The sequence below is a fragment of the Streptococcus sp. HF-100 genome (assembly GCF_015594635.1).
Lineage (GTDB): Bacteria > Bacillota > Bacilli > Lactobacillales > Streptococcaceae > Streptococcus > Streptococcus vaginalis.
Window position 1 is genome coordinate 124279 of sequence record NZ_JADNQV010000005.1, and the last position, 20892, is coordinate 145170.

Genomic DNA, 20892 nt, shown 5'->3' on the forward strand with positions numbered 1-20892 from the left:
CAAACATCGATATTTCGTAAAAAAACGATGTTGTCATCCACCCCGCAGGTTGAATTTCATTCTAGAAATAAACGAGTCTGGAACACTGTTTATACATCATCTTCCCCGATTTCATTTTCCTGTGGGTGATTATGTTAGTGTCCCAGCCTCTTTTTGATTAAACTAATTCTCTTTTATTTGGATTGTAAACCAAGAAACCAAGACCAACAAAGAGCAGCAGAACGATTGTCATGAAGGCAACTTGTCCGCCGACTTGCCCTGTCATCGAAATCGTTTGACGCAAAGCCGAAACAGAATAGCTCATTGGCAACCAAGGATTGACATCTTGGAAAATCTTATCCGTCAATGGCAGTGGGTAAGTACCCGCACTAGAGGCGAGTTGTAGCAACAACAAGATTAAGGAAATGAAAGCACCAAGCTTGGTGTCCCACGTTACCAGAGCCGTCACCACAGCCATGAAGCACATGCTGGTCAAAAGAATGATACCAAGCGTTGTCCATTCGTGGTTGGCGGTTAAGCCAATCATATGTACCGCACCATACACCAACAAACCTGCTAAGAGAGAAATAACGCCATTGACTTGAATACGTGCTTTCAGCCATTCCATACGTGTCTCAGGTTTCTTACCAGAGGGCAACGTGTTAAAAATGATATTGGTTGAAATAGCCGCTACAAAGAGTGCCACAGAAATCATGTATGGTGCCATCCCGATACCATTTTTACCAACGTGGTCTTTATCTATTTTCTTCGTTGTTAATGGATTTGCGAGAGCTTTAGCATTGGCTTTATTGGTTGTCACCATAGATAATTGATTTTTGGCATCTGTCAAACCTGCTGTCAAGCTGTCCGCACCCGACACAAGTGTCCCCAGATTAGACGTGATAGTTGAGCTGCCGTCTGCCAGCTTCGTAGAACCATCTGCTATTTTACCAGCACCATCAGACAGTTTGTCTGCCCCTGACACGAGTGTAGCAGAATTGTTCACTAATTGACTAGCTCCGTCTGCTAATTTTGCCAAGCCGGCATCAATTTGACCATTATTAGCCGCCAATTGATTAGCTCCGGAATTGATTTTTGCCATACCAGATGTCAATTGACTGTTTTTACCAGCCAAGGTCTTAGAACCTGAACTGATTTTCGCCATACCAGATGTCAATTGGTCGCTATTGCCAGATAAGGTATTAGCTCCTGCTGTTATCTGCGCAACCCCATTGGTGTAGTCGGTTACACCTTTTGCCAATTGACCAGCACCTGCTGCTAAGCTCGTTTGCAATTGATCAATACCTGCTGCTACTTGATTAGCACCCGCAGTTGATTGTTGCAAAGCTGCAAGGATTTTTGCTTGGGATTGTTGTGCGCTCGTTTGAAGCTCTGAAAGCGCACCTTTCGCTTGTCCGATGACAGCGATGTTTTGTTGATTAGAAGATTGCTCTGGCAAGTTCGCCACTTGTGCCTTGAGCGCTTGAATATTTGTCAACATGTTTGCCGCAGCTGTAGCGGTTTGACTTGGAGCTTGTGAAATCGCAGCATTGATTTCTGATTGCTCACTAGCACTTAACTTTTGATAAGCAGCTGTAGCAGCCACGTTAGTTGCAATCGTAGTCTTGTCTGTCGTCGCACTATTGGCAAGCGTGTTCGCAGCCGTTTCCATATCGCTTAAAGCAGTCGTCATGCTTGCTTTAGCGGCTGACAAGTCTGATCCAGTTGAAAGAGCGGTTTGCACAGCAGTTAAACCTGCTTGCAAATCCTGTAGCTTTTGAACTTGTTCAGCAGTCATGCCAGATTGTTGAACAGTTGTCATTAACGTATTCAGACCCGTAGCTAATTGATGCGCGCCGCTTGATAATTTTTGAATTTCTCCATTAGAAGCGGTCAATTGATTGACTCCAGCCAATAAATTTTGCGATTGAGCATTTAACTGATTCGCACCGCCTGCAAGATTTGCTACACCATTGGCATACGCATTTAAACCATCTGATAATTCTCCTGAACCGTCAGCCAATTGACCAACAGCACTTGTGTACCCCATCAGACCTTTTGACAACGTATCTGAACCAGAAGCCAATTGACCGACAGCATTTGTATAGTCCGTCAGACCTTTTGATAACGTATCTGAACCAGAAGCTAATTGACCAACACCTGAGGTATAAGCTGAAAGACGTGTTGATAGCGTACCAATTCCGTCTGACAGCTGACGCACCCCAAGCGTATAGGTTCCCAAACCTGTCGTCAATGTATTAGCGCCGTCTGCAAACGTTATGCTAGAGCTAGATAAAGTATTCAAATTATCTGTCAAAGTTTGACTACCGTCTTTTAATTGTTGAGCACCAGAAGCGAGTTGCCCACTACCAGAAGCAGCTGTTGTCATGCCTTTCCTCAAGCTATTCATACTCTTGAAGAGAGACGTCGTGTATGTATTTGTCACATTGTTAGCGACAGTTTGTTGAAGCCGCGTCATAGCCGAATCACTCATCTTGCTGGCAATAAAGCTGTGCCCGCTAGACGTTTGATAATCAATCTGCATCTTTTGTGGTTTATTATCCAGAATACTAGCAGCCTTTTGAGATAAATCACTTGGAAGCGTGATAATCATATAATAATCACCTTTCTCCAAGCCCTTCTTAGCCTTTCCTTCAGATACAAAATGAAAGTCCAAAGCATCATTCTTTTTAAGACTTTTCACCATATCATCACCAACGGATAAGGTGTTGTTGTTAAATGTCGCACGTTGGTCTTTATTCACAACCGCTACTGGCAATTCTGAAACTTTACCATAAGGATTCCACATGGAGCTCAAAAAGATCACATTATAAAGAGCAGGAATCAAGGAAACACCAATCATGACAATAATGAAGAGTGGTTTTTTAAAAATTGCTTTCCATTCGTTGAACATTTTTTCTCCTCTATCTTAGACACTCTGTATAAAAATTTTATTTTTTGAAATATTTTTATACAGAGTGTCTAAATATTTGATATAATAGATTATACAGTTTCTGAAATTTTTCACAAGAGAAAAAATTAAATTTTAGACACGTTGTATAAATTTGTTCAAAAGAGGAAAGACAATATGGCAGAAAGTAACAAGCGCCAAAAAACAAAAATGATTATTGAAAATGCGATGGTAGAGCTACTGGAACACGAATCATTCGACCAGATTAGTACTGTCAAGTTGACCAAGACTGCCGGCATTAGTCGCAGTAGTTTTTACACGCATTATAAAGATAAATATGACATGATTGAGCATTATCAGCAAAAACTTTTTCATAAATTAGAATACATTTTTGATAAGTATGCCCAAGATAAGCGCAATGCCATTATAGAAGTTTTTGATTTTCTCACACGCGAATCTCTCCTTTCTGCCTTATTGACAGAAAACGGAACCAAAGAAATCCAAACTTTTTTACGCCATAAATTCCAAATTATGCTAGCCGAAGACCTACAAGATCGCTTCAGTAGCAAATTGCTGAGTCAAGTAGAAAAAGAGTACAGCTATGTTTATCTCACAAATGCCTTTTTCGGTGTCTGTCAAATGTGGATTTCCAGAGGAAAAAAAGAAAGCCCCGAACAAATGGCAGATTTCCTTTTAAAAATGCTGTATTAGAATATTTCTTATACCTTGCCCTAGTAGCACCCACAAGCTCTCTAGGGCTTTTCTTCGTAATCTTTACAACAAAAAAGAAGCTGGGGAAATCCCAACTTCTGATAATCCATCAATTAAAGTTGTTTGTTATAGTATTCAACGACAAGCGCTTCGTTGATTTCTGGGTTGATTTCATCGCGTTCTGGAAGGCGAGTCAATGAACCTTCTAATTTTTCAGCATCAAATGATACAAATGCTGGACGTCCAAGAGTTGCTTCAACCGCTTCAAGAATTGCAGATACTTTAAGTGATTTTTCACGAACTGAAATCACTTGACCAACAGATACACGGTAGCTAGGAATATCTACACGTTTTCCGTCAACAAGGATATGACCGTGGTTTACGAATTGACGAGCTTGACGACGAGTAGTTGCAAGTCCAAGACGATAAACAACGTTATCCAAACGACGTTCCAAAAGAAGCATGAAGTTAAAACCAAGGATTCCGCCTTTGATTTTAGTTGCTTGTACGAACAAGTTACGGAATTGTTTTTCACCTACACCGTAAGTAAAACGAAGTTTTTGTTTTTCAGCCAATTGCAAACCGTATTCTGACAATTTGCTACGGTTGTTTGGTCCATGTTGACCTGGTACGTAGTTACGACGTGCCAATTCTTTCCCTGTACCTGTAAGTGAAAGGCCCAAACGACGAGCTTGTTTCCAAGATGGTCCTGTATAACGTGACATAAACATGTCCTCCTGTAAAAATAATAATTTGAGGAAATAGTCACTTAGAAAGCCCTGATTCGTGCAGAACATTTTCGCCTAAACAGCCAAGGCTACTTTTATAGCTAATATTCTGTTGACGAGCTTCATGCCCTCCTGCTGCTATTTCACACAAAAGCCATTATATCAAAAAAAATCCTATCTGTAAAGACGGATTTTTACCAGATTATTTCTTTCTATGAAAATAACCTTTCTTCTTCAACAATTCCTCTATCGCAATTATATTTTGCTGTTCAGATGTTGCTAAAATAGTTTCAAATCCTAGACTTTTAGCAGCATCTAAATTTATCTGTAAATCATCTATAAATACACATTGATTAGCGTGCAATGCATATTGAGTTAGTAACTTTTGATAGATGCTTTTATCTGGCTTTGCAAACCCTACTTCGTAAGAAAGGATTTTCCCAGTCAAAACTTTCGTCATCGGTAATAAACCTGCATTTTCAACTGCATAAAATATCTCACTTGTAGTAGACAAAATATAAATGCCATATCCCAGCTGAGCCCATTCAAAAATTTTCTCTTGTAGCTGATGATAAACATCCACTGTCTCATACCAATGAGTAAAAATGGCTTCAACAGTAGCAGAGTAAGAACTATCTAGCAATGTTTGAGCCGCCTGAATGGCTGATTTCAAAGTTAATTGTCCAGTATCTGTCTGAGCCCAAAGTCCCGAATCAAAAATAGCAGCCTCGACGCGCTTACGGTCTTCTTCTTTTACAAAAGCAGCTAAAATCTTAGCAGGGTTCCATTCAATTAAAACATTGCCAAAATCAAAAACTAGATTTTTAATCATTTTTCACTCCAGCCACATCAATCAAAGCAGTTTTTCGCCATTAAAACCTATTTATTCTTAATCCAAATAACGAATGAGATTTTTCTCTGTTAAAATATCTGAATAAGTATAAGATTCGACATAAGTGTTTTCAATCTCACCTGGTTGACCTCCATTACTTGTATATTCAACGATAAACAAAGAAGGATAAACTTCAATCAAGCGCCCTTGCTTATTTTTTTGACGTTTACGGCCATTTTCAAGAGTCATTTCTACCATTTTGCCCTCATGGGCTTTGATTTCTTCTTTAATTTTTCTCATTTTTGCAACATCTGTAAATGCATCACTCATTGTTTATTCCTCTCTCCTAGAAATACTTGAAAACTTATTGTATTCTTTTTGGAAAATCAATTCTACCGTACCACGTGCACCGCTACGGTTCTTTTCGATAATCACTTCGACTTTGTTGTTTGGAATCCCTTCAGTTTCTTCACCGCCCCGTTCATAATAGTCATCACGGTAAAGAAAAGCTACAATATCTGCATCCTGCTCAATTGAACCAGACTCACGAATATCTGACAGAATAGGCCGTTTATCCTGACGTTGTTCCACACTACGCGAAAGCTGGCTCAACGCAATGACTGGTACTTTCAGCTCTTTTGCTAAAATCTTTAATTGACGAGAAATTTCAGAAACTTCCTGCTGACGATTTTCTCGACCAGTCCCCGTAATCAACTGCAAATAGTCAATTAAAATCAAGCCCAGATTTCCTGTTTCTTGTGCTAATTTTCGAGCACGTGAACGAATCTCTGTAATCCGAATTCCTGGTGTATCGTCAATATAAATACTAGCTTCTGCTAGATTTCCTTGTGCAATTGCATACTTCCTCCATTCCTCCTCCGTCAATTGCCCTGTACGGATTGAATGCGATTCAATTAACCCCTCTGCTGCCAGCATTCGGTCTACTAGGCTTTCTGCCCCCATTTCTAAAGAAAAGATAGCGACTGTTTTATCTAGCTTTGTTCCAATATTTTGAGCAATATTGAGAGCAAAAGCTGTTTTACCAACCGCTGGACGAGCTGCCACGATGATTAACTCTTCTTCATGCAAACCCGTAGTCATGTGATCTAAGTCTTGATAACCTGTCGCAATCCCTGTAATATCAGAAGTTTGCTGAGACCGCGTTTCCAAGCTGCCAAAGTTAAGATTCAAAATCTCTTTAATATTTTTAAAGCCGCTTCGACTAGCATTTTCACTAACATCAATCAACGCTTTTTCAGCCCCAGCAATGATTTCATCTGCAGGACTAGAGCCATCATAAGCTAGATTGATAGAGTCTGTCAGCCGCGCAATCAACCGGCGCAAAACAGCTTTTTCTGCTACAATCTTAGCATAATATTCAGCATTGGCAGAAGTCGGTACTGAGTTGACCACTTCAACCAAGTAAGACAAGCCACCGATATTTTGCAAATCACCCTGACTGTCTAAAATATTACGAACAGTTGTCGCATCAATGGCATCGCCTCGATCTGCCAAGTCAATCATCGCTTTAAAAATTAACCGATTGGCATATTTAAAGAAGTCAGTTGGCTCGATATATTCACGAACAAACACCAGCTTACTTTCATCAATAAAAATCGCACCTAAAACAGATTGCTCTGCTAAAATATCCTGCGGTTGTGCTCGCAATTCATCAATATCTGCCATAAGACCTCCTCTCTCAAAAAATATTCTTCAATTAACCTTCTTTTACACGTAAGTTAATCACACTAGTCACATCTTGATAAATTTTCACTGGCACATCAATCAAGCCAACAGAACGAATAGGATTCTTGACTTGAATCAATCGTTTATCAATCTTAATTCCAAATTGCTTTTGTAATTCTTCAGCAATTTTTTTATTGGTAATAGAACCAAAAGTACGTCCATCTGGTCCTACTTTTTCAGTAAATTCAACAATTGTATTTTCTGCTTCCAGCTTTTCCTTAATGGCTTGCGCTTCAGCTAGCATTTCAGCGTGTGCTTTTTCTTCTGATTTTTGTTTTCCGCGAAGTTCGCCGATAGCTGCTGCAGTCGCCTCTTTGGCAAGATTTTTCTTAATCAGAAAATTCTGTGCATAGCCAGTAGGCACTTCTTTAATTTCACCTTTTTTTCCTTTACCTTTTACATCTGCTAAAAAGATTACTTTCATTCTTCTAACTCCTTATCTTTTAGTACTTCACGAACAATAATTTCATTTAAGCTATGAACCACCTGAGCAATTGTCTGGTCAGGAATTTGCGCTGCTGCTAAATTGAAATGACCGCCTCCACCCAGTTCTTCCATGATACGTTGGACATTGATTTTACTACGACTACGAGCAGATATCGAAATACTGTTTTGCTTATTTTTACTAACGACAAAGCTAGCTTCAATCCCTGACATAGCTAACATAGCATCTGCTGCTTTACTGATAACAACTGTATCATAGCATTTTTCTTCTACACCTGTCGCAACGAGTACATTCGGCAAAATTTTCTTACCATTCAAAATCAGCTCATTCACTTCACGGTACTCATCAAAGTCTGTGGCAGAAATATCTTGAATGGCTACGCTATCACTTCCACGCGTGCGCAAATAGCTCGCTACATCAAACGTTCGACTGGTTACACGAGAAGAAAACTTCTTCGTATCCAGCATAATCCCAGCCATCAACACACTAGCCTGCATTTTACTCAAGCGTTTTGTCTTAGAATTTTGGAATTGAATCAACTCTGTTACCAATTCACAGGCACTACTTGCTCCACTTTCGATATAAGTGATAACAGCATTTTCCGGAAAATCTTGATCTCTTCTGTGGTGATCAATGACAATAATTTGGTTAAACAAATTATAAAACTCTTTTGATAAGGTCAGAGCTGTTTTTGAATGATCCACCATAATCAACAGAGAACGATTGGTCACCATTGTCATCGCATCAGCGACCGAAAGAAGGTTGGTCTCCCCTTCATCCTGCAGCCTGCGAACTGCTCGCTCAATATCCGCAGCCATTTGATGAGGATCATAAACAGCATAGGTCTGATCAATAATATTACTAGCAAATACTTGCATTCCCACAGCAGAACCAAGCGCATCCATATCCAAATTTTTGTGTCCAACTACAAAAACTTGGTCCACACTTTTAATCTTATCCGAAACAGCGGTCATCATAGCTCGCGTGCGAGTACGTGTCCGTTTCACCGATGCAGCTGAGCCACCACCAAAGTAAACAGGATTCTTTGACTCATCATTTTCTTTGACAACAGCCTGATCACCACCACGAACTTCAGCAAGATTCAAGTTTAAGAGAGCCACTTTACCAATCTGCTCATGATTACTATCACCATAAGAGAAGCCCATACTCAATGTGAGAGGAATTTCCCGCTTTTTAGCTTCTTCCCTAAACTGATCAATAACTGCAAACTTATTTTGCATTAACCGATCTAGCACCGTGTAATCCGTAAAAATATAGAAACGATCCATTCCCACACGACGAGAAAACATGGCATATTTTTCTGCAAATTCAGAGACAAAATTTGCGATAAAGCTATTAATGTGGCTAATATCTGAATCTGAGACAACATCCTCTAAATCATCATAATTATCGACTGAAATAATACCAATAACTGGCCTTGTCGTTACTAATTCTGAAGTAGCCTCATACTCACTAGAAGCATCAAAAAAGTAAAACACACTTGAAGCATGATCTAAGTAGACCGAATATTTTGTATCCCCAATTGTTGCATACGATCCAGCACCCTCAGATGGTGTTTTGGTAATTTTTTGCAACAAGTCCACATCAAATTCACCGTCTTCATTGGTAAGAATCAACTCTGCGTAAGGATTAAACCATTCTACATTTCCAGATGTTTGATCAACTTTTACAACACCAACCGGCATTCTTTCAAGCAATGATGCCAAACTATTTTCTGCTTGATCATTCACATACTGGATTTGTTCCACTTCATCAATTTCATAACTTTTTTGTTGGTAAATCAATAGAAAAATCAAAAGAGCAAGCACCAAAAAAAGCGCAGATAACATCAGAATGCTGCTACCAAAAACTCGTAATAAAATAGCTAAAATTCCAAAGGAAATAACGCCCATAATTACAAAATGAATTGGAATAAAACGAAATTTTTTCATCACAAACCTCTTAACCGCCATTTTACCACAAAAGCTCTAAAAAAGCGAGTTTTCCCTTATTAAAACAAGCCAAATAATACTGTCAAACATTAGAAAAAATTAAATCTTCCTGCATCTCTTTGCTCACTTTACAAAACAGAATATCTGATTTTCCCATTAAATTAGCTTTATTTCTCTGGTAGTTTACAGCTTTGTCAAGTATTATTGACGAAAAAACACTTGCTCAGAAATGTGAACAAGCATCTTCATCATTTATTTTTTTGCTTTTTCTTGATTTTTTGAGATACTTCGTGATTTACCTTCCAAATAAACCATCAAAATCGAAATATCCGCTGGATTGACACCTGAAATCCGACTAGCTTGACCAATTGTTTCTGGGTTTATTTTCTTGAATTTCTGACGAGCTTCTGTCGCAATTGAATCAATATCATCCCAGTCAATGTTTTCTGGTATCCGTTTTTCTTCCATTCGTTTCATCTTCTCAACCTGATCCAACGCCTTAGAAATATAGCCTTCATATTTGACTTCAGTCTCAATCAATTCGATTATCTTTTCATCTAAATCTTCAGCTGCTGAACCGACAAACTTGACAACATCTTGATATGAAACTTCTGGCCGACGCAAAAATTCTTTCGCTGTAACTGCGTCTGTCAATGGTTTAAAGCCTAATTTTTCAACCATTTCATTCGTTTCTTTAATTGGCTTTAATTTAATAGTGCTCAAGCGCTTCATTTCAGTTTCATATTGATTCTTCTTAATTTCAAAACGCAGCCAGCGCTCATCATCAACCAATCCTACCCTGCGTCCAATTTCAGTCAATCGCATATCTGCATTGTCGTGTCGTAAAATGAGACGATATTCAGCACGGCTTGTCAAAAGACGATACGGCTCCACCGTTCCCTTGGTGACCAAGTCATCAATCATGACCCCAATGTAACCATCACTGCGTTTCAAAATCAGTTCTGGCTTTCCTTGAACTTTCAGAGCTGCATTGATTCCTGCGATAATGCCCTGTCCCGCTGCTTCTTCATAACCAGATGTCCCATTCGTTTGCCCAGCTGTAAACAAACCTGAGATTTTCTTAGTTTCTAGAGTAGCGCGCAGCTGATGTGGCATAATCATATCATATTCAATCGCATAGCCAGTTCGCATCAATTCAGCATTTTCAAGTCCCTTAATAGAATGCACTAAGTCTTTTTGAACATCTTCTGGCAAACTCGTTGACAATCCCTGAATATAAACTTCTTCCGTATCTCGACCTTCTGGCTCCAAGAAAAGTTGGTGGCGCTCTTTATCTGCAAAACGAACAATTTTGTCTTCAATTGACGGGCAGTAACGTGGTCCTACACCTTTCACCATTCCTGAAAACATTGGTGCACGGTAAAGGTTGTTTTGAATAATTTCATGACTTCTTCCATTAGTATAAGTTAGCCAGCAAGGAATCTGATCTTTGAGATAATCCTCATCATGAGAAGTATAGGAAAAGTGGTTCGCTTTTTCGTCTCCAGGCTGAATATCCGTCTCTTCATAATTAATAGAAGAAGCTTTCACACGCGGAGGAGTTCCTGTTTTAAAACGCCCAATTTCAAACCCTAAATCACGTAAATTGTCTGCTAAATTAATTGCAGCTAAACTATGATTAGGACCAGAAGAATACTTCAAATCTCCAATAATAATTTCTCCACGCAGAGCTGTACCGGTTGTTACGACAACTGCCTTTGCCGCAAACTCTTGGTGCGTGGCTGTTTTCACACCAACGACTTTCCCGTTCTCAACTAGAATCTCATCTATAATAGTTTGACGCAAAGTGAGATTCTCTTGATGTTGAACCGTCTTGCGCATTTCTTTAGAATAAAGTTCCTTATCTGCTTGCGCACGAAGAGCACGAACTGCTGGACCTTTCCCAGTATTGAGCATCTTCATTTGAATATAAGTTTTATCTATATTCTTAGCCATCTCTCCACCTAGAGCATCCACTTCACGTACAACGATTCCCTTGGCAGATCCTCCAATAGAAGGATTACAAGGCATAAAAGCTAGCATTTCAATATTGATTGTCGCAAGTAGGACTTTACAGCCCATTCGACTGGCTGCTAACGAAGCCTCAACACCTGCATGCCCAGCACCAATTACGACAATATCATAACTTTCAGTAAAATTGTGTGTCATCTTTTCTTTCCTTATTTTTTCACCAAAAAAGTCAAACCTCTAGAAGTGCAGGACAAAAAGCCTGCAACATCCATGAGCTTTGACCATCATAGTTATTGCTATATCCATTTTAGCAGATTGCTAAAAAATGTCAATCTAAATATACTGTTGAAGCTTACCATCTTTATAGGCATTGTCAATCAAGCCACCACCAAGACACTCTTCTTCATCATAAAATACAACGGCTTGTCCAGGTGTAATAGCACGTTGAGGTTCTGCAAAGTTGACAATTGCCTTGTCAACCTTTACAGTTACTGTAACCTTAGAATCTGGCTGACGATAACGAAACTTAGCTGTACATTCCATAGTAAACTCAGCTGGCATTTCTCTTGTAAAATGTACTTGGCTAGCGTCAAGACTCGTTGACATCAAGTTGTCATGGTAAAAACCTTGACCAACATAAAGAATATTTTGACTAAGATCCTTACCCACTACAAACCAAGGTTCATTATCTCCTCCATGCTGACCACCAATGCCAAGGCCACCACGCTGACCAATTGTATAATACATCAAACCAGCATGCTCACCCATATCTCGACCATCAACTGTCATCATGCGACCAGGTTGAGCTGGTAAATAATTTCCCAAAAATTCTTTAAAGTTTTTCTCACCAATAAAGCAGATGCCGGTTGAATCTTTTTTCTTAGCAGTAGCCAATCCTGCTTTCTCTGCAATAGCTCGAACTTCAGACTTTTCTAAATGTCCCAACGGAAACATCGTTTTTTGCAGCTGCTCTTGTGATAACTGACTAAGGAAATAAGTCTGATCTTTGCCATTATCCACTCCTCGCAGCATATGAACAATTCCGTCTTCATCGCGCTTTACACGCGCATAGTGACCTGTTGCCACATAGTCCGCTCCCAATGTCATAGCATAGTCCAAAAAAGCTTTAAACTTAATTTCTTTGTTGCACATGACATCTGGATTCGGGGTTCTACCAGCTCGATATTCAGCTAAGAAATATTCAAAAACGCGATCCCAATACTCTTTTTCAAAGTTGACAGAGTAGTAAGGAATTCCAATCTGATCGGCCACAGCTGCTACGTCTTTATAGTCCTCTGTAGCTGTACAGACCCCATTTTCGTCTGTGTCGTCCCAATTTTTCATGAAAATGCCGATCACGTCATAGCCCTGCTCCTTTAACAAAAGAGCCGTAACTGACGAATCCACACCCCCGCTCATACCAACAACGACACGAATCTTAGATTTATCACTCATCGTGTTCTCCCATCTTTTCGTTATTTCACGATTGAAGGTCGTGTTTTGCTTTCAACGATTGAAGGTCGCTTAGAGCAAGGTTTATTATAACACGAAATAACCTTAAGAACAAATTTCAATAACCAGATAGCAATAACTTTACACTGCTGTAAACTAAAAATTCAGTGGATGAACTATTAAATCAGTGAATGAAACAATAGAGATCCTATCAAAAGGCCGAATCTAGTGAACGACTTTGTAGCTTCTATCTATAATCTGAAAATGGTACTTTTAGCTGTAAACTACTATATTAAAGCCTTACTCTCATAAAAAGGTTGAGACATTTTGTCCCAACCTCAATCATTTTTTGTATTCATCAATACCAGCCATTTGCTAACCAGAAAATCTTAGCAGCTGACCAAGAACCATAACGACCTGCTACATAAGCGTCTGCTACTTTTTCTTGATTCTCTGCTGACAAGTCACCATTTAAATATGATAAACTCAATTGGTAACGACCATAATATTGTCCATTTTGGGCTGTATAACTGCCACTTGATTCTTTTTGCGCAATCCATTCTTTTGCAGCTGCATCTTCAGCACTCAGACCAGATGTGGTAGTTGCAGAATTACTTGACTCCGCAGTTGTAGTGCTTGTAGCAGTATCATCTAACTCCAATACCTGCCCAACACTAATCAGATGAATATTGCTAATTTTATTCTTCTGAGCAATTTTATCAACTGTTGTATTATGTGATGCAGCAATAGCTGAAAGTGTATCTCCAGATTTTACTGTATAACTATCTGCGTTTGCAAGTGTAGGAAGAAAGAACAGCGCTGTTGCTGCTAAGCTCATTAAACCTACTTTTGTTTTTTTATTTGTGTTATTTAAATTCAATATCATTTAAATTCTCCTTTTCTGTGATAAAACTATCATATACCTTAATTATTACTATTGTTTTTTCCTTTCATTAAAAATATTACAAACAAATTGAAGAGAGACTAAAATCCATCCTATATTTATTTGCTTTAAGGTTACTATAAGAAAAGTGACCTCAAAGGAAGTTTAGAATTTACGTCACATTCATCTTATTAGCTAAAAAGGCAGAAAAATATACTGAACTTTGATATAATGAAGATAATGAATTTATAAGGAGTTACGATGAACTCACTAAAATTTCAATCTGTTTTTGATATTATTGGTCCTGTTATGATTGGTCCATCTAGTAGTCATACAGCAGGTGCTGTTCGTATTGGAAAAATTGTTTCATCAATTTTTGATGACGAGCCAACAGAAGTTGAATTCCAACTATTTAATTCTTTTGCGAAAACTTATCGTGGACATGGTACGGACTTGGCTCTTGTAGCTGGGATTCTCGGAATGGATACAGATAACCCTGATATTCCCAATAGCCTAGAAATTGCCCATAAAAGAGGGATTAAAATTGTCTGGACGATTCAAAAAGATAGCAATGCTCCACACCCAAATACAGCTAAAATCACCATTAAAAATGAGCAAAAAGCGATTAGTGTTACTGGTATTTCCATTGGTGGTGGAAATATTCAAGTGACTGAATTAAATGGTTTTTCTGTTTCGCTCAGCATGAATACCCCGACAATTATTATCGTCCATCAGGATGTTCCTGGAATGATTGCTCATGTTACTGAAGCACTTTCTCGTTATAACATCAATATCGCACAGATGAATGTCACAAGAGAAAAAGCAGGTGAAAAAGCTATTATGATCATTGAAATTGACAGTCGCAGCTGTGAAGGAGCTATTGAGGAAATCAGGAAAATTCCTAAACTTCATAATGTCAATTTCTTTAAATAGGAGAGTTTATGTTTTATTCAATCAAAGAATTAGTGGAGCAAGCAGATTTAGACTTTCAGGGTAGTGTTGCCGAACTGATGATTGCTACTGAATACGAACTGACAGGTCGTGAACGAGATGAAGTCTTACGCTTGATGACTAGAAATCTAGAAGTTATGAAAGCTTCTGTCGTTATGGGATTAGATGAAAGTAAATCTCGGAGTGGTTTAACAGGTGGCGATGCAGCCAAACTCCACAAATATATTCAATCAGGAAAAGCTCTTTCGGACTATACTGTCTTAACGGCAGCAAAAAATGCTATTGCTGTCAATGAATACAATGCTAAAATGGGGTTGGTCTGTGCAACACCAACAGCAGGAAGTGCTGGTTGTTTACCCGCTGTCCTTACATCTGCTATCGAAAAATTAAATCTTACTGAAAAACAACAACTAGACTTTTTATTAACAGCTGGAGCTTTCGGTCTAGTCATCGCTAATAATGCTTCTATTTCAGGAGCTGAAGGTGGCTGTCAAGCAGAAGTTGGATCAGCGTCAGCCATGAGTGCAGCAGCTCTTGTTTTAGCAGCAGGTGGTACCCCATTTCAAGCTAGCCAAGCAATTTGTTTTGTGATTAAGAATATGCTTGGATTAATCTGTGACCCCGTTGCAGGTCTAGTAGAAGTTCCCTGTGTCAAACGAAATGCTATGGGAGCTAGCTACGCTTTCATTGCCGCTGATATAGCTTTGGCAGGTATTGAATCAAAAATTCCCGTTGACGAAGTAGTTGACGCTATGTATCAAGTTGGAGCAAGTATGCCGACTGCCTTTCGTGAGACTGCTGAAGGTGGATTGGCAGCTACACCTACTGGTCGTAGATTATCCAAAGAAATTTTTGGAGAATAACTTTCTACACAAAAGGAAAAAGTTTACAGCCCTGTAAACATGAATTTAGACTATGCAAAATTTTAAATATATTTTTTTCGACTTAGATGGAACACTTGTTGACAGTTCTGTAGGAATCAAGAATGCTTTCCAATACGCATTCACTTCACTAAATATCAAAGCTCCTGATAGCAAAGAGCTGGATACTTTCATTGGACCACCTTTAGAAGTTAGTTTCGCTTCTGTAGTGCCAGAGACCAATGTCAATCAAGCTATTGCTTTCTTTAGAGAATACTATAAAAATAACGGTGTTTTTGAAGCTCAACTTTACAAGGGTATAAAAGAACTGTTGTTAGAATTAGAACATTCGGATTACCATGTCTATATTACTACTAGTAAAAATGAACCAATGGCCCATAAAATGGCACAATACCTAGAAATTGATAAACATTTCAATGGTATCTTCGGCTCTCTTCCAAATTCTTATCATAAAGCAGATGTTATAACTCGTGCTTTAAATAATTCTCATGCTAATCTTGAACAATCTATCATTGTTGGGGATACAAAATTTGATATAATTGGTGGAAAATCAGTCGGAATTGCTACTTTAGGAGTTCTGTGGGGATTTGGAAACAAGAAAGAATTAACTGACAATGAGGCAGATTTTATCTCAGATTCGCCTCAGAAAATTTTAACAGCTTTGGTAAATAATACTTTACATGAATTGTAAACCATATTTACAATATACAATCAAAGATTCTAAAACAAACAACTATGTTTGCTAAGTCAATCACCCATAGAAAAAGACGAATCATTTTTTACTCAATGGTTCGTCTTTTTGTTTACTCATTTATCATAAAATTTTGCTTAATAGTTCCAAGCTGAAAGACCTTGAGCATTATAAGCACGGTAAGCAGCTTGAATCTGATCATCTACTGTTGCTGTTGAACCCCAACCTGGCATAGTTTGGAAAAGACCACTAGCTCCTGATGGGTTATAAGCATTTACTTGTCCGTTTGACTCGCGAGCAATAATATGCTCCCAAGTTGATGCTGGGACACCTGTCAATTCTGCCATACGAGCAGCCGCATAAGATCCCGTAGCACCAGCAGTATTTCCATTAGGAAGAACAACATTTGAAGAAGTATTTGCTGTAGCTGGTTGCGAATAAGTAGTAGAAGCAGCAGGTGCGTTATATGTCACATCTTCATAAGTTACAGCTTCTTCTGTTGTAGTTTCTGTTGAAACTTCTGAATTTTTCTCTTCATCAAGTTCTAAAATTTGCCCAACTTTAATCAAGTCAGGATTTTCAATTCTATTGAGCTCAACAATTTTTTCAACTGATGTATTTTTTTCTTTAGCGATTTCTGATAAAGTATCACCTGATTTAACAGTATAAGATTCAGCACTTGCAATAGCTCCTGTTGCAAAAAAAGCAACTGCCGTAAAAAGTCCTGATAAAGTCCATTTCATTGATTTTGTATTCATGTATATATCAATTTCTCCTTTTTTCGTATAATACTATATTACACATAAAATATTACTATAATCTTATAATTGTATTACAAAGATTACAGAAATATTGATTTTATACGCAAAAAACGCCCTTCAAGACGTTTTTTAGCTAACAATAATATAAGTTTTTTAACTTTTTAAGAAAGACAACATCAAACCTAAGGCAAACATAATAAAAATAGAAAAGGTATCTGCTTTTTTCCATCTCAACTGCCGATAACGACTTCTTCCTACACCACCTTGATAGCCTCTCGCTTCCATAGCAGTCGCCAAAGCATCCGCACGCTTAAAGCTAGAAGCAAATAACGGAATTAAAATAGGGATAATTGATTTTACTTTTTGAACAATATTTCCTTCACCAAAATCAACCCCACGCGCCCTTTGAGCATTCATAATCCGTGTCGTATCATCCATCAAAGTAGGAACGAAACGTAAACTCATTGATAACATCAACCCTATTTCATGAACGGGCACTTTTAATGCTGCTAAAGGCTGCAATAATGATTCAACTGCGTCTGCCAAACTAAGTGGCATTGTTGTTAAAGTTAATAGGGTAGAAAAAATAATAATCAAAAGAAAACGACTAAAAATGATACCCGCCTGAGCCAGACCTACTTCAGTAATTCTAATAAAGCCAAATTGAAATAAAGTCGTGCCACCAGATGTAAAAAATAGTTGGAATAAAGTGGTAAAAGCAATCAAAAAGACCATAGATCTTAATCCTTTAAGGAAAAAACCTAAAGGAATTTTGGAAAGTCCAACTAATAACATTGTAAAGACGAATAATAGTCCATTGGTTACAATATTATTTGCCAAAAAGATAATTAAAATAAAGAGAAACATTGACAAAAGTTTGCTGCGAGGATCTAGTCGATGAATGATTGAATTTCCAGAAACATATCGCCCTAAAATCATACTATCCATGTAGTAACTCCTTAAATTCTTTTATGGTGATAGGTAAATACGGAAGAGTTAGCCCTCTATTTTTTAATTCTTGTGCAAATTTTGTAATTTTGGGAACTCCTAGTTGAATACTTTCCATAAATGCTACAGCTTGAAAAACTTGCCGAGGCTCTCCGCTTTTGACTAACCTTCCTTTTTCCATCACATAGACCGTATCTGCAAAATTAGCGACATCATCCATCAAATGCGTTACCAAAACAATGGTCATTCCTGTTTCATGTAATCGTTTAAATAAACTCATCAATTCTTTTCGTCCAGCAGGATCTAAACCCGCTGTTGGCTCATCCAATACAAGAATATTTGGTTCCATGGCTAGAATACCAGCTATGGCTACTCGACGCATTTGTCCACCAGACAGTTCAAATGGGCTACGTTCAAATAATTCTTCTGAAATTCCAACAAGAGTTAACTTTTCACGTGCTACACGTTCAGCGTCTTCCTTTGATACTCCAAAATTTTGTGGACCAAAAGCAACATCTTTTAAAACGGTCTCATCAAAAATCTGACTTTCAGCAAACTGAAAAACTAGACCTACCTTTTTACGTACTTGTTTAATATCCTTGTTTATAGATGTCGAAGTAATTTTGACATCATCAATCACGACACTTCCTTCAGTTGGCACTAGAAGCCCATTCAGCAATTGTAAAATAGTTGATTTTCCACTACCTGTATGACCAACCAAAGCAGTATATGAGCCATCCTTTATTTCTAAATTGACTTCAAAAAGGGCAGGACTCTCAAAAGGAGTGCCTGCTTGATAAGTATAACTTACATTTTCTAAAGTGATTCCCATAAATAATCCTGCAATTCTTTTTCTGTTAAATAGCGCTCTGGCAATTGAAAGCCTGAGTCCAGCAAAGTTGCTTTTACTTGATTTGTAAAAGGTTCATCTAAACCTAAATCTTCTAAATCCACTCGTGAGAAAAGCTCACTTGGTGTACTAGTTGACTCTACTTGTCCTTCTTTCATCACCAAAACTCGGTCACTAAGAGCTACTTCATCCAAATCATGCGTGATAGAAATAACAGTCATACCATGTCGATCTTTAATTTTTTTAACTGTCTGAATCAACTCTAAACGCCCTTCTGGGTCCAACATACTAGTTGCTTCATCTAAAATAATGATGTCAGGACGCAAAGCAACCACACCAGCAATAGCCACGCGCTGCTTTTGTCCACCAGAAAGCCTTGCAGGTTCACGTTCTTTAAAATCTTGCATTCCAACAATGTCTAATGCTTCTTGAACTCTGTCAAACATCGTTTGGTAACCCATCCCTTGATTTTCCAAACCAAAGGCAACATCATCCTCAACAGTCGCCCCTACAAATTGATTATCTGGATTTTGAAAAACCATCCCAATATGCCGGCGCTTTTCCCATACATTTTCAAGAGTTAATTTATCTCCATCAATGATAATCTCGCCACTTTCTGCTTCCAACAAGCCATCTATTAAACGAATCGTCGTAGACTTGCCACTGCCATTATGCCCCACAATAGACAGCCACTCTCCTTGTTTCACGTGAAACGTCACATCTTTAAGGATATAACTATCTACATGATTATCGTATTTATACTTTAAATGCTGAACTTCAATGATATTTTTCATATTATCTAAATGTGTCTTTAAAGAGATAAGCACTTCCTTTGAAGTAATCATAACCTGAATAAATCGTAAAAATCAATGCAATATATAGCAAAACTTGTCCTAGCAGTGTCCAGTGCAATAACAGAAAAATAATGGAAAACATCTGCGTAAATGTTTTTATTTTCCCAGGCATAGCTGCTGCTAAAACTGTTCCTCCAGTTTCAACCAACAATAGCCGCAAACCTGTCACAGCTAACTCTCGACAAATGATAACCGCAACCACCCAAGCAGGTGCCATATTCATTTCAATCAACATAATAAAAGCTGACATGACCAATAACTTATCTGCCATCGGATCAGCAAATTTCCCAAAATTTGTTACAACCTTCCATTTACGAGCCAAATATCCATCCAAATAATCTGTAATGCTGGCTACTGCAAAAATAATCGCTGCAAAGACATGTATTCCAACAGAGTGGCCCAAGGATAGTACTAAAATAAAAATTGGAATTAAAGCAATCCGCAAAAGAGTTAAAGCATTGGGAATATTTTCTTTTTTCATTTTCTTTTCCTTAACTATTTATTATAAGTGTAATTGTACCTGTCAAACTTGTCAAGCCTGACGTATCAATCTGTTGATTATCAATTGTAATGGTCACACCTTGAACCACACCAAGAGTAATTGTTGAAGCGGTCCCTGGAGAGATTGTAGTTGACACACTTTGATTCTCAGGACTTAATGTTGCACCACCTTCTAAGTCTGTACCTGTAACACTTACCCAACTAGTTGTATCACTAACAGATAGTTTTAAATTGACAGGGCCAGTTGCACCTGTCAAGGTTGCTGTCAAGTTGTTACCATTTCCTGATACAATCAAATTTGTCTTTGAACTGCTAGAAGATTCACTAGAAGTTGCCTCACTAGTCGAACTAGAAGAAGTGGTTGTCTGTTTGTTTACAACACTATAACTTGATGAAGGAGTGGTTGTTAATGAGTTATGGTGAACGTATGTCCAAACATAATAACTAACAAAAGATAAAATAGCTAATGCAAGAATCGTCAGATAAAATAATGGTAAAAAAGAAGTTCGTTGTTTTTTTGTTCTTCGACTTCTAAAATTCTCTTCCTCATCAACATCCACTTCATCATAAGTAATCATGCTTCCTTCTTCATAAGCATCAAGAATAATTTGCTCATCTAAATCAACAGCCCAAGCATATTTTCTTAGAAAAGAACGAGCATAGAAGGGACTGGGAAGACGATCAAAATCATCAGCTTCCATAGCTTCCAGTAGCTCTAACTGAATATCTGTTTTCTTTTGTAAATCTTCCAAGCTCATTCCTTGATTAATACGAGCTAACCTCAGGACTTCACCGATTGTTTTCTTTCTCATACACACTAGCCTTCTTTCTATTAAACACTATTT

20 protein-coding genes are annotated in these 20892 nt (G+C 38.1%); 4 read left to right on the forward strand and 16 right to left on the reverse strand.

The annotated features are described in order from the left end of the window. Positions 1-157: 157 nt before the first annotated feature. Entirely contained in the window at positions 158-2893 is a 2736-nt protein-coding gene (locus tag IYQ23_RS06265; protein WP_195674403.1) for a YhgE/Pip domain-containing protein, read from the reverse strand. 174 nt (positions 2894-3067) lie between these two features. On the opposite strand from IYQ23_RS06265, the gene IYQ23_RS06270 reads away from it, so the two are divergent. Then, positions 3068-3601, forward strand: coding sequence for a TetR/AcrR family transcriptional regulator (locus IYQ23_RS06270; RefSeq protein ID WP_003037114.1), 534 nt, complete (start codon positions 3068-3070; stop codon positions 3599-3601). A gap of 113 nt (positions 3602-3714) precedes the next feature. On the opposite strand, the gene rpsD is transcribed toward IYQ23_RS06270, so the two are convergent. From rpsD to IYQ23_RS06315, 9 genes are all read right to left on the reverse strand, one after another. Further along, positions 3715-4326, reverse strand: coding sequence for a 30S ribosomal protein S4 (gene rpsD, locus IYQ23_RS06275; RefSeq protein ID WP_049508343.1), 612 nt, complete (start codon positions 4324-4326; stop codon positions 3715-3717). Positions 4327-4531: 205 nt separating this feature from the next. Further along, positions 4532-5161 (reverse strand): HAD family hydrolase, encoded by a 630-nt coding sequence (locus IYQ23_RS06280; protein ID WP_195674404.1) that lies wholly within the window; start codon positions 5159-5161, stop codon positions 4532-4534. 57 nt (positions 5162-5218) lie between these two features. Continuing rightward, positions 5219-5491, reverse strand: coding sequence for a Veg family protein (locus IYQ23_RS06285; RefSeq protein WP_003026751.1), 273 nt, complete (start codon positions 5489-5491; stop codon positions 5219-5221). 3 nt (positions 5492-5494) lie between these two features. Next, complete coding sequence (gene dnaB / locus IYQ23_RS06290) at positions 5495-6847, reverse strand: replicative DNA helicase (RefSeq protein WP_195674405.1); 1353 nt, start codon at positions 6845-6847, stop codon at positions 5495-5497. A gap of 31 nt (positions 6848-6878) precedes the next feature. Beyond that, a complete protein-coding gene (gene rplI, locus IYQ23_RS06295; protein ID WP_003071606.1) occupies positions 6879-7331 on the reverse strand; it encodes a 50S ribosomal protein L9 in 453 nt (150 codons plus the stop codon). Further along, positions 7328-9304 (reverse strand): DHH family phosphoesterase, encoded by a 1977-nt coding sequence (locus tag IYQ23_RS06300; RefSeq protein ID WP_195674406.1) that lies wholly within the window; start codon positions 9302-9304, stop codon positions 7328-7330. Before IYQ23_RS06300 ends, rplI begins: the two co-directional genes overlap by 4 nt. Positions 9305-9556: 252 nt before the next feature. Then, entirely contained in the window at positions 9557-11473 is a 1917-nt protein-coding gene (gene mnmG, locus IYQ23_RS06305) for a tRNA uridine-5-carboxymethylaminomethyl(34) synthesis enzyme MnmG (protein WP_195674407.1), read from the reverse strand. Positions 11474-11608: 135 nt separating this feature from the next. Then, complete coding sequence (gene mnmA, locus IYQ23_RS06310; RefSeq protein ID WP_195674408.1) at positions 11609-12730, reverse strand: tRNA 2-thiouridine(34) synthase MnmA; 1122 nt, start codon at positions 12728-12730, stop codon at positions 11609-11611. 355 nt (positions 12731-13085) lie between these two features. Continuing rightward, entirely contained in the window at positions 13086-13613 is a 528-nt protein-coding gene (locus IYQ23_RS06315; protein ID WP_195674409.1) for a M23 family metallopeptidase, read from the reverse strand. A 258-nt stretch (positions 13614-13871) separates the two neighbouring features. Here IYQ23_RS06315 and sdaAB point away from each other — a divergent pair, with 258 nt between their 5' ends. The 3 genes from sdaAB to IYQ23_RS06330 are packed head-to-tail and all read left to right on the forward strand — an operon-like array spanning position 13872 to position 16133. Next, positions 13872-14543 (forward strand): L-serine ammonia-lyase, iron-sulfur-dependent subunit beta, encoded by a 672-nt coding sequence (gene sdaAB / locus IYQ23_RS06320; RefSeq protein ID WP_022526738.1) that lies wholly within the window; start codon positions 13872-13874, stop codon positions 14541-14543. An 8-nt stretch (positions 14544-14551) separates the two neighbouring features. Then, on the forward strand, positions 14552-15424 hold the full coding sequence (gene sdaAA, locus IYQ23_RS06325) for an L-serine ammonia-lyase, iron-sulfur-dependent, subunit alpha (protein WP_003031553.1): 873 nt from the start codon (positions 14552-14554) through the stop codon (positions 15422-15424). Positions 15425-15476: 52 nt separating this feature from the next. Then, complete coding sequence (locus IYQ23_RS06330; RefSeq protein ID WP_022526737.1) at positions 15477-16133, forward strand: HAD hydrolase-like protein; 657 nt, start codon at positions 15477-15479, stop codon at positions 16131-16133. Between the two features lie 137 nt (positions 16134-16270). On the opposite strand, the gene IYQ23_RS06335 is transcribed toward IYQ23_RS06330, so the two are convergent. From IYQ23_RS06335 to rodZ, 6 genes are all read right to left on the reverse strand, one after another. Then, positions 16271-16891, reverse strand: a complete 621-nt coding sequence (locus tag IYQ23_RS06335) for a LysM peptidoglycan-binding domain-containing protein (RefSeq protein WP_195674410.1) — start codon at positions 16889-16891, stop codon at positions 16271-16273. Positions 16892-17047: 156 nt separating this feature from the next. Beyond that, positions 17048-17842 carry an energy-coupling factor transporter transmembrane component T family protein gene (locus tag IYQ23_RS06340; RefSeq protein WP_126467985.1) on the reverse strand — a complete coding sequence of 265 codons (795 nt, stop codon included), beginning with the start codon at positions 17840-17842 and terminating at the stop codon, positions 17048-17050. Next, a complete protein-coding gene (locus IYQ23_RS06345) occupies positions 17835-18674 on the reverse strand; it encodes an energy-coupling factor transporter ATPase (protein WP_003026778.1) in 840 nt (279 codons plus the stop codon). The genes IYQ23_RS06340 and IYQ23_RS06345 overlap by 8 nt, the downstream gene beginning before the upstream one ends. Continuing rightward, positions 18659-19486: an energy-coupling factor ABC transporter ATP-binding protein gene (locus IYQ23_RS06350; protein ID WP_003026783.1), complete on the reverse strand. Its 828-nt coding sequence runs from the start codon at positions 19484-19486 to the stop codon at positions 18659-18661. Before IYQ23_RS06350 ends, IYQ23_RS06345 begins: the two co-directional genes overlap by 16 nt. Before the next feature lies 1 nt (position 19487). Next, the gene (gene pgsA / locus IYQ23_RS06355; protein WP_003026786.1) at positions 19488-20027 is read right to left on the reverse strand and encodes a CDP-diacylglycerol--glycerol-3-phosphate 3-phosphatidyltransferase; all 540 of its coding nucleotides are present in this window, start codon (positions 20025-20027) and stop codon (positions 19488-19490) included. A 10-nt stretch (positions 20028-20037) separates the two neighbouring features. After that, positions 20038-20859, reverse strand: a complete 822-nt coding sequence (gene rodZ, locus IYQ23_RS06360) for a cytoskeleton protein RodZ (protein WP_195673611.1) — start codon at positions 20857-20859, stop codon at positions 20038-20040. Positions 20860-20892: the final 33 nt, after the last annotated feature.

Bases quoted from the DNA above. Each gene is read 5' to 3' on its own strand.
- IYQ23_RS06265 (WP_195674403.1), bottom strand. From the start codon at position 2,893: ATGTTCAACGAATGGAAAGCAATTTTTAAAAAACCACTCTTCATTATT.
- IYQ23_RS06270 (WP_003037114.1), top strand. From the start codon at position 3,068: ATGGCAGAAAGTAACAAGCGCCAAAAAACAAAAATGATTATTGAAAAT.
- rpsD (WP_049508343.1), bottom strand. From the start codon at position 4,326: ATGTCACGTTATACAGGACCATCTTGGAAACAAGCTCGTCGTTTGGGC.
- IYQ23_RS06280 (WP_195674404.1), bottom strand. From the start codon at position 5,161: ATGATTAAAAATCTAGTTTTTGATTTTGGCAATGTTTTAATTGAATGG.
- IYQ23_RS06285 (WP_003026751.1), bottom strand. From the start codon at position 5,491: ATGAGTGATGCATTTACAGATGTTGCAAAAATGAGAAAAATTAAAGAA.
- dnaB (WP_195674405.1), bottom strand. From the start codon at position 6,847: ATGGCAGATATTGATGAATTGCGAGCACAACCGCAGGATATTTTAGCA.
- rplI (WP_003071606.1), bottom strand. From the start codon at position 7,331: ATGAAAGTAATCTTTTTAGCAGATGTAAAAGGTAAAGGAAAAAAAGGT.
- IYQ23_RS06300 (WP_195674406.1), bottom strand. From the start codon at position 9,304: ATGAAAAAATTTCGTTTTATTCCAATTCATTTTGTAATTATGGGCGTT.
- mnmG (WP_195674407.1), bottom strand. From the start codon at position 11,473: ATGACACACAATTTTACTGAAAGTTATGATATTGTCGTAATTGGTGCT.
- mnmA (WP_195674408.1), bottom strand. From the start codon at position 12,730: ATGAGTGATAAATCTAAGATTCGTGTCGTTGTTGGTATGAGCGGGGGT.
- IYQ23_RS06315 (WP_195674409.1), bottom strand. From the start codon at position 13,613: ATGATATTGAATTTAAATAACACAAATAAAAAAACAAAAGTAGGTTTA.
- sdaAB (WP_022526738.1), top strand. From the start codon at position 13,872: ATGAACTCACTAAAATTTCAATCTGTTTTTGATATTATTGGTCCTGTT.
- sdaAA (WP_003031553.1), top strand. From the start codon at position 14,552: ATGTTTTATTCAATCAAAGAATTAGTGGAGCAAGCAGATTTAGACTTT.
- IYQ23_RS06330 (WP_022526737.1), top strand. From the start codon at position 15,477: ATGCAAAATTTTAAATATATTTTTTTCGACTTAGATGGAACACTTGTT.
- IYQ23_RS06335 (WP_195674410.1), bottom strand. From the start codon at position 16,891: ATGAATACAAAATCAATGAAATGGACTTTATCAGGACTTTTTACGGCA.
- IYQ23_RS06340 (WP_126467985.1), bottom strand. From the start codon at position 17,842: ATGGATAGTATGATTTTAGGGCGATATGTTTCTGGAAATTCAATCATT.
- IYQ23_RS06345 (WP_003026778.1), bottom strand. From the start codon at position 18,674: ATGGGAATCACTTTAGAAAATGTAAGTTATACTTATCAAGCAGGCACT.
- IYQ23_RS06350 (WP_003026783.1), bottom strand. From the start codon at position 19,486: ATGAAAAATATCATTGAAGTTCAGCATTTAAAGTATAAATACGATAAT.
- pgsA (WP_003026786.1), bottom strand. From the start codon at position 20,027: ATGAAAAAAGAAAATATTCCCAATGCTTTAACTCTTTTGCGGATTGCT.
- rodZ (WP_195673611.1), bottom strand. From the start codon at position 20,859: ATGAGAAAGAAAACAATCGGTGAAGTCCTGAGGTTAGCTCGTATTAAT.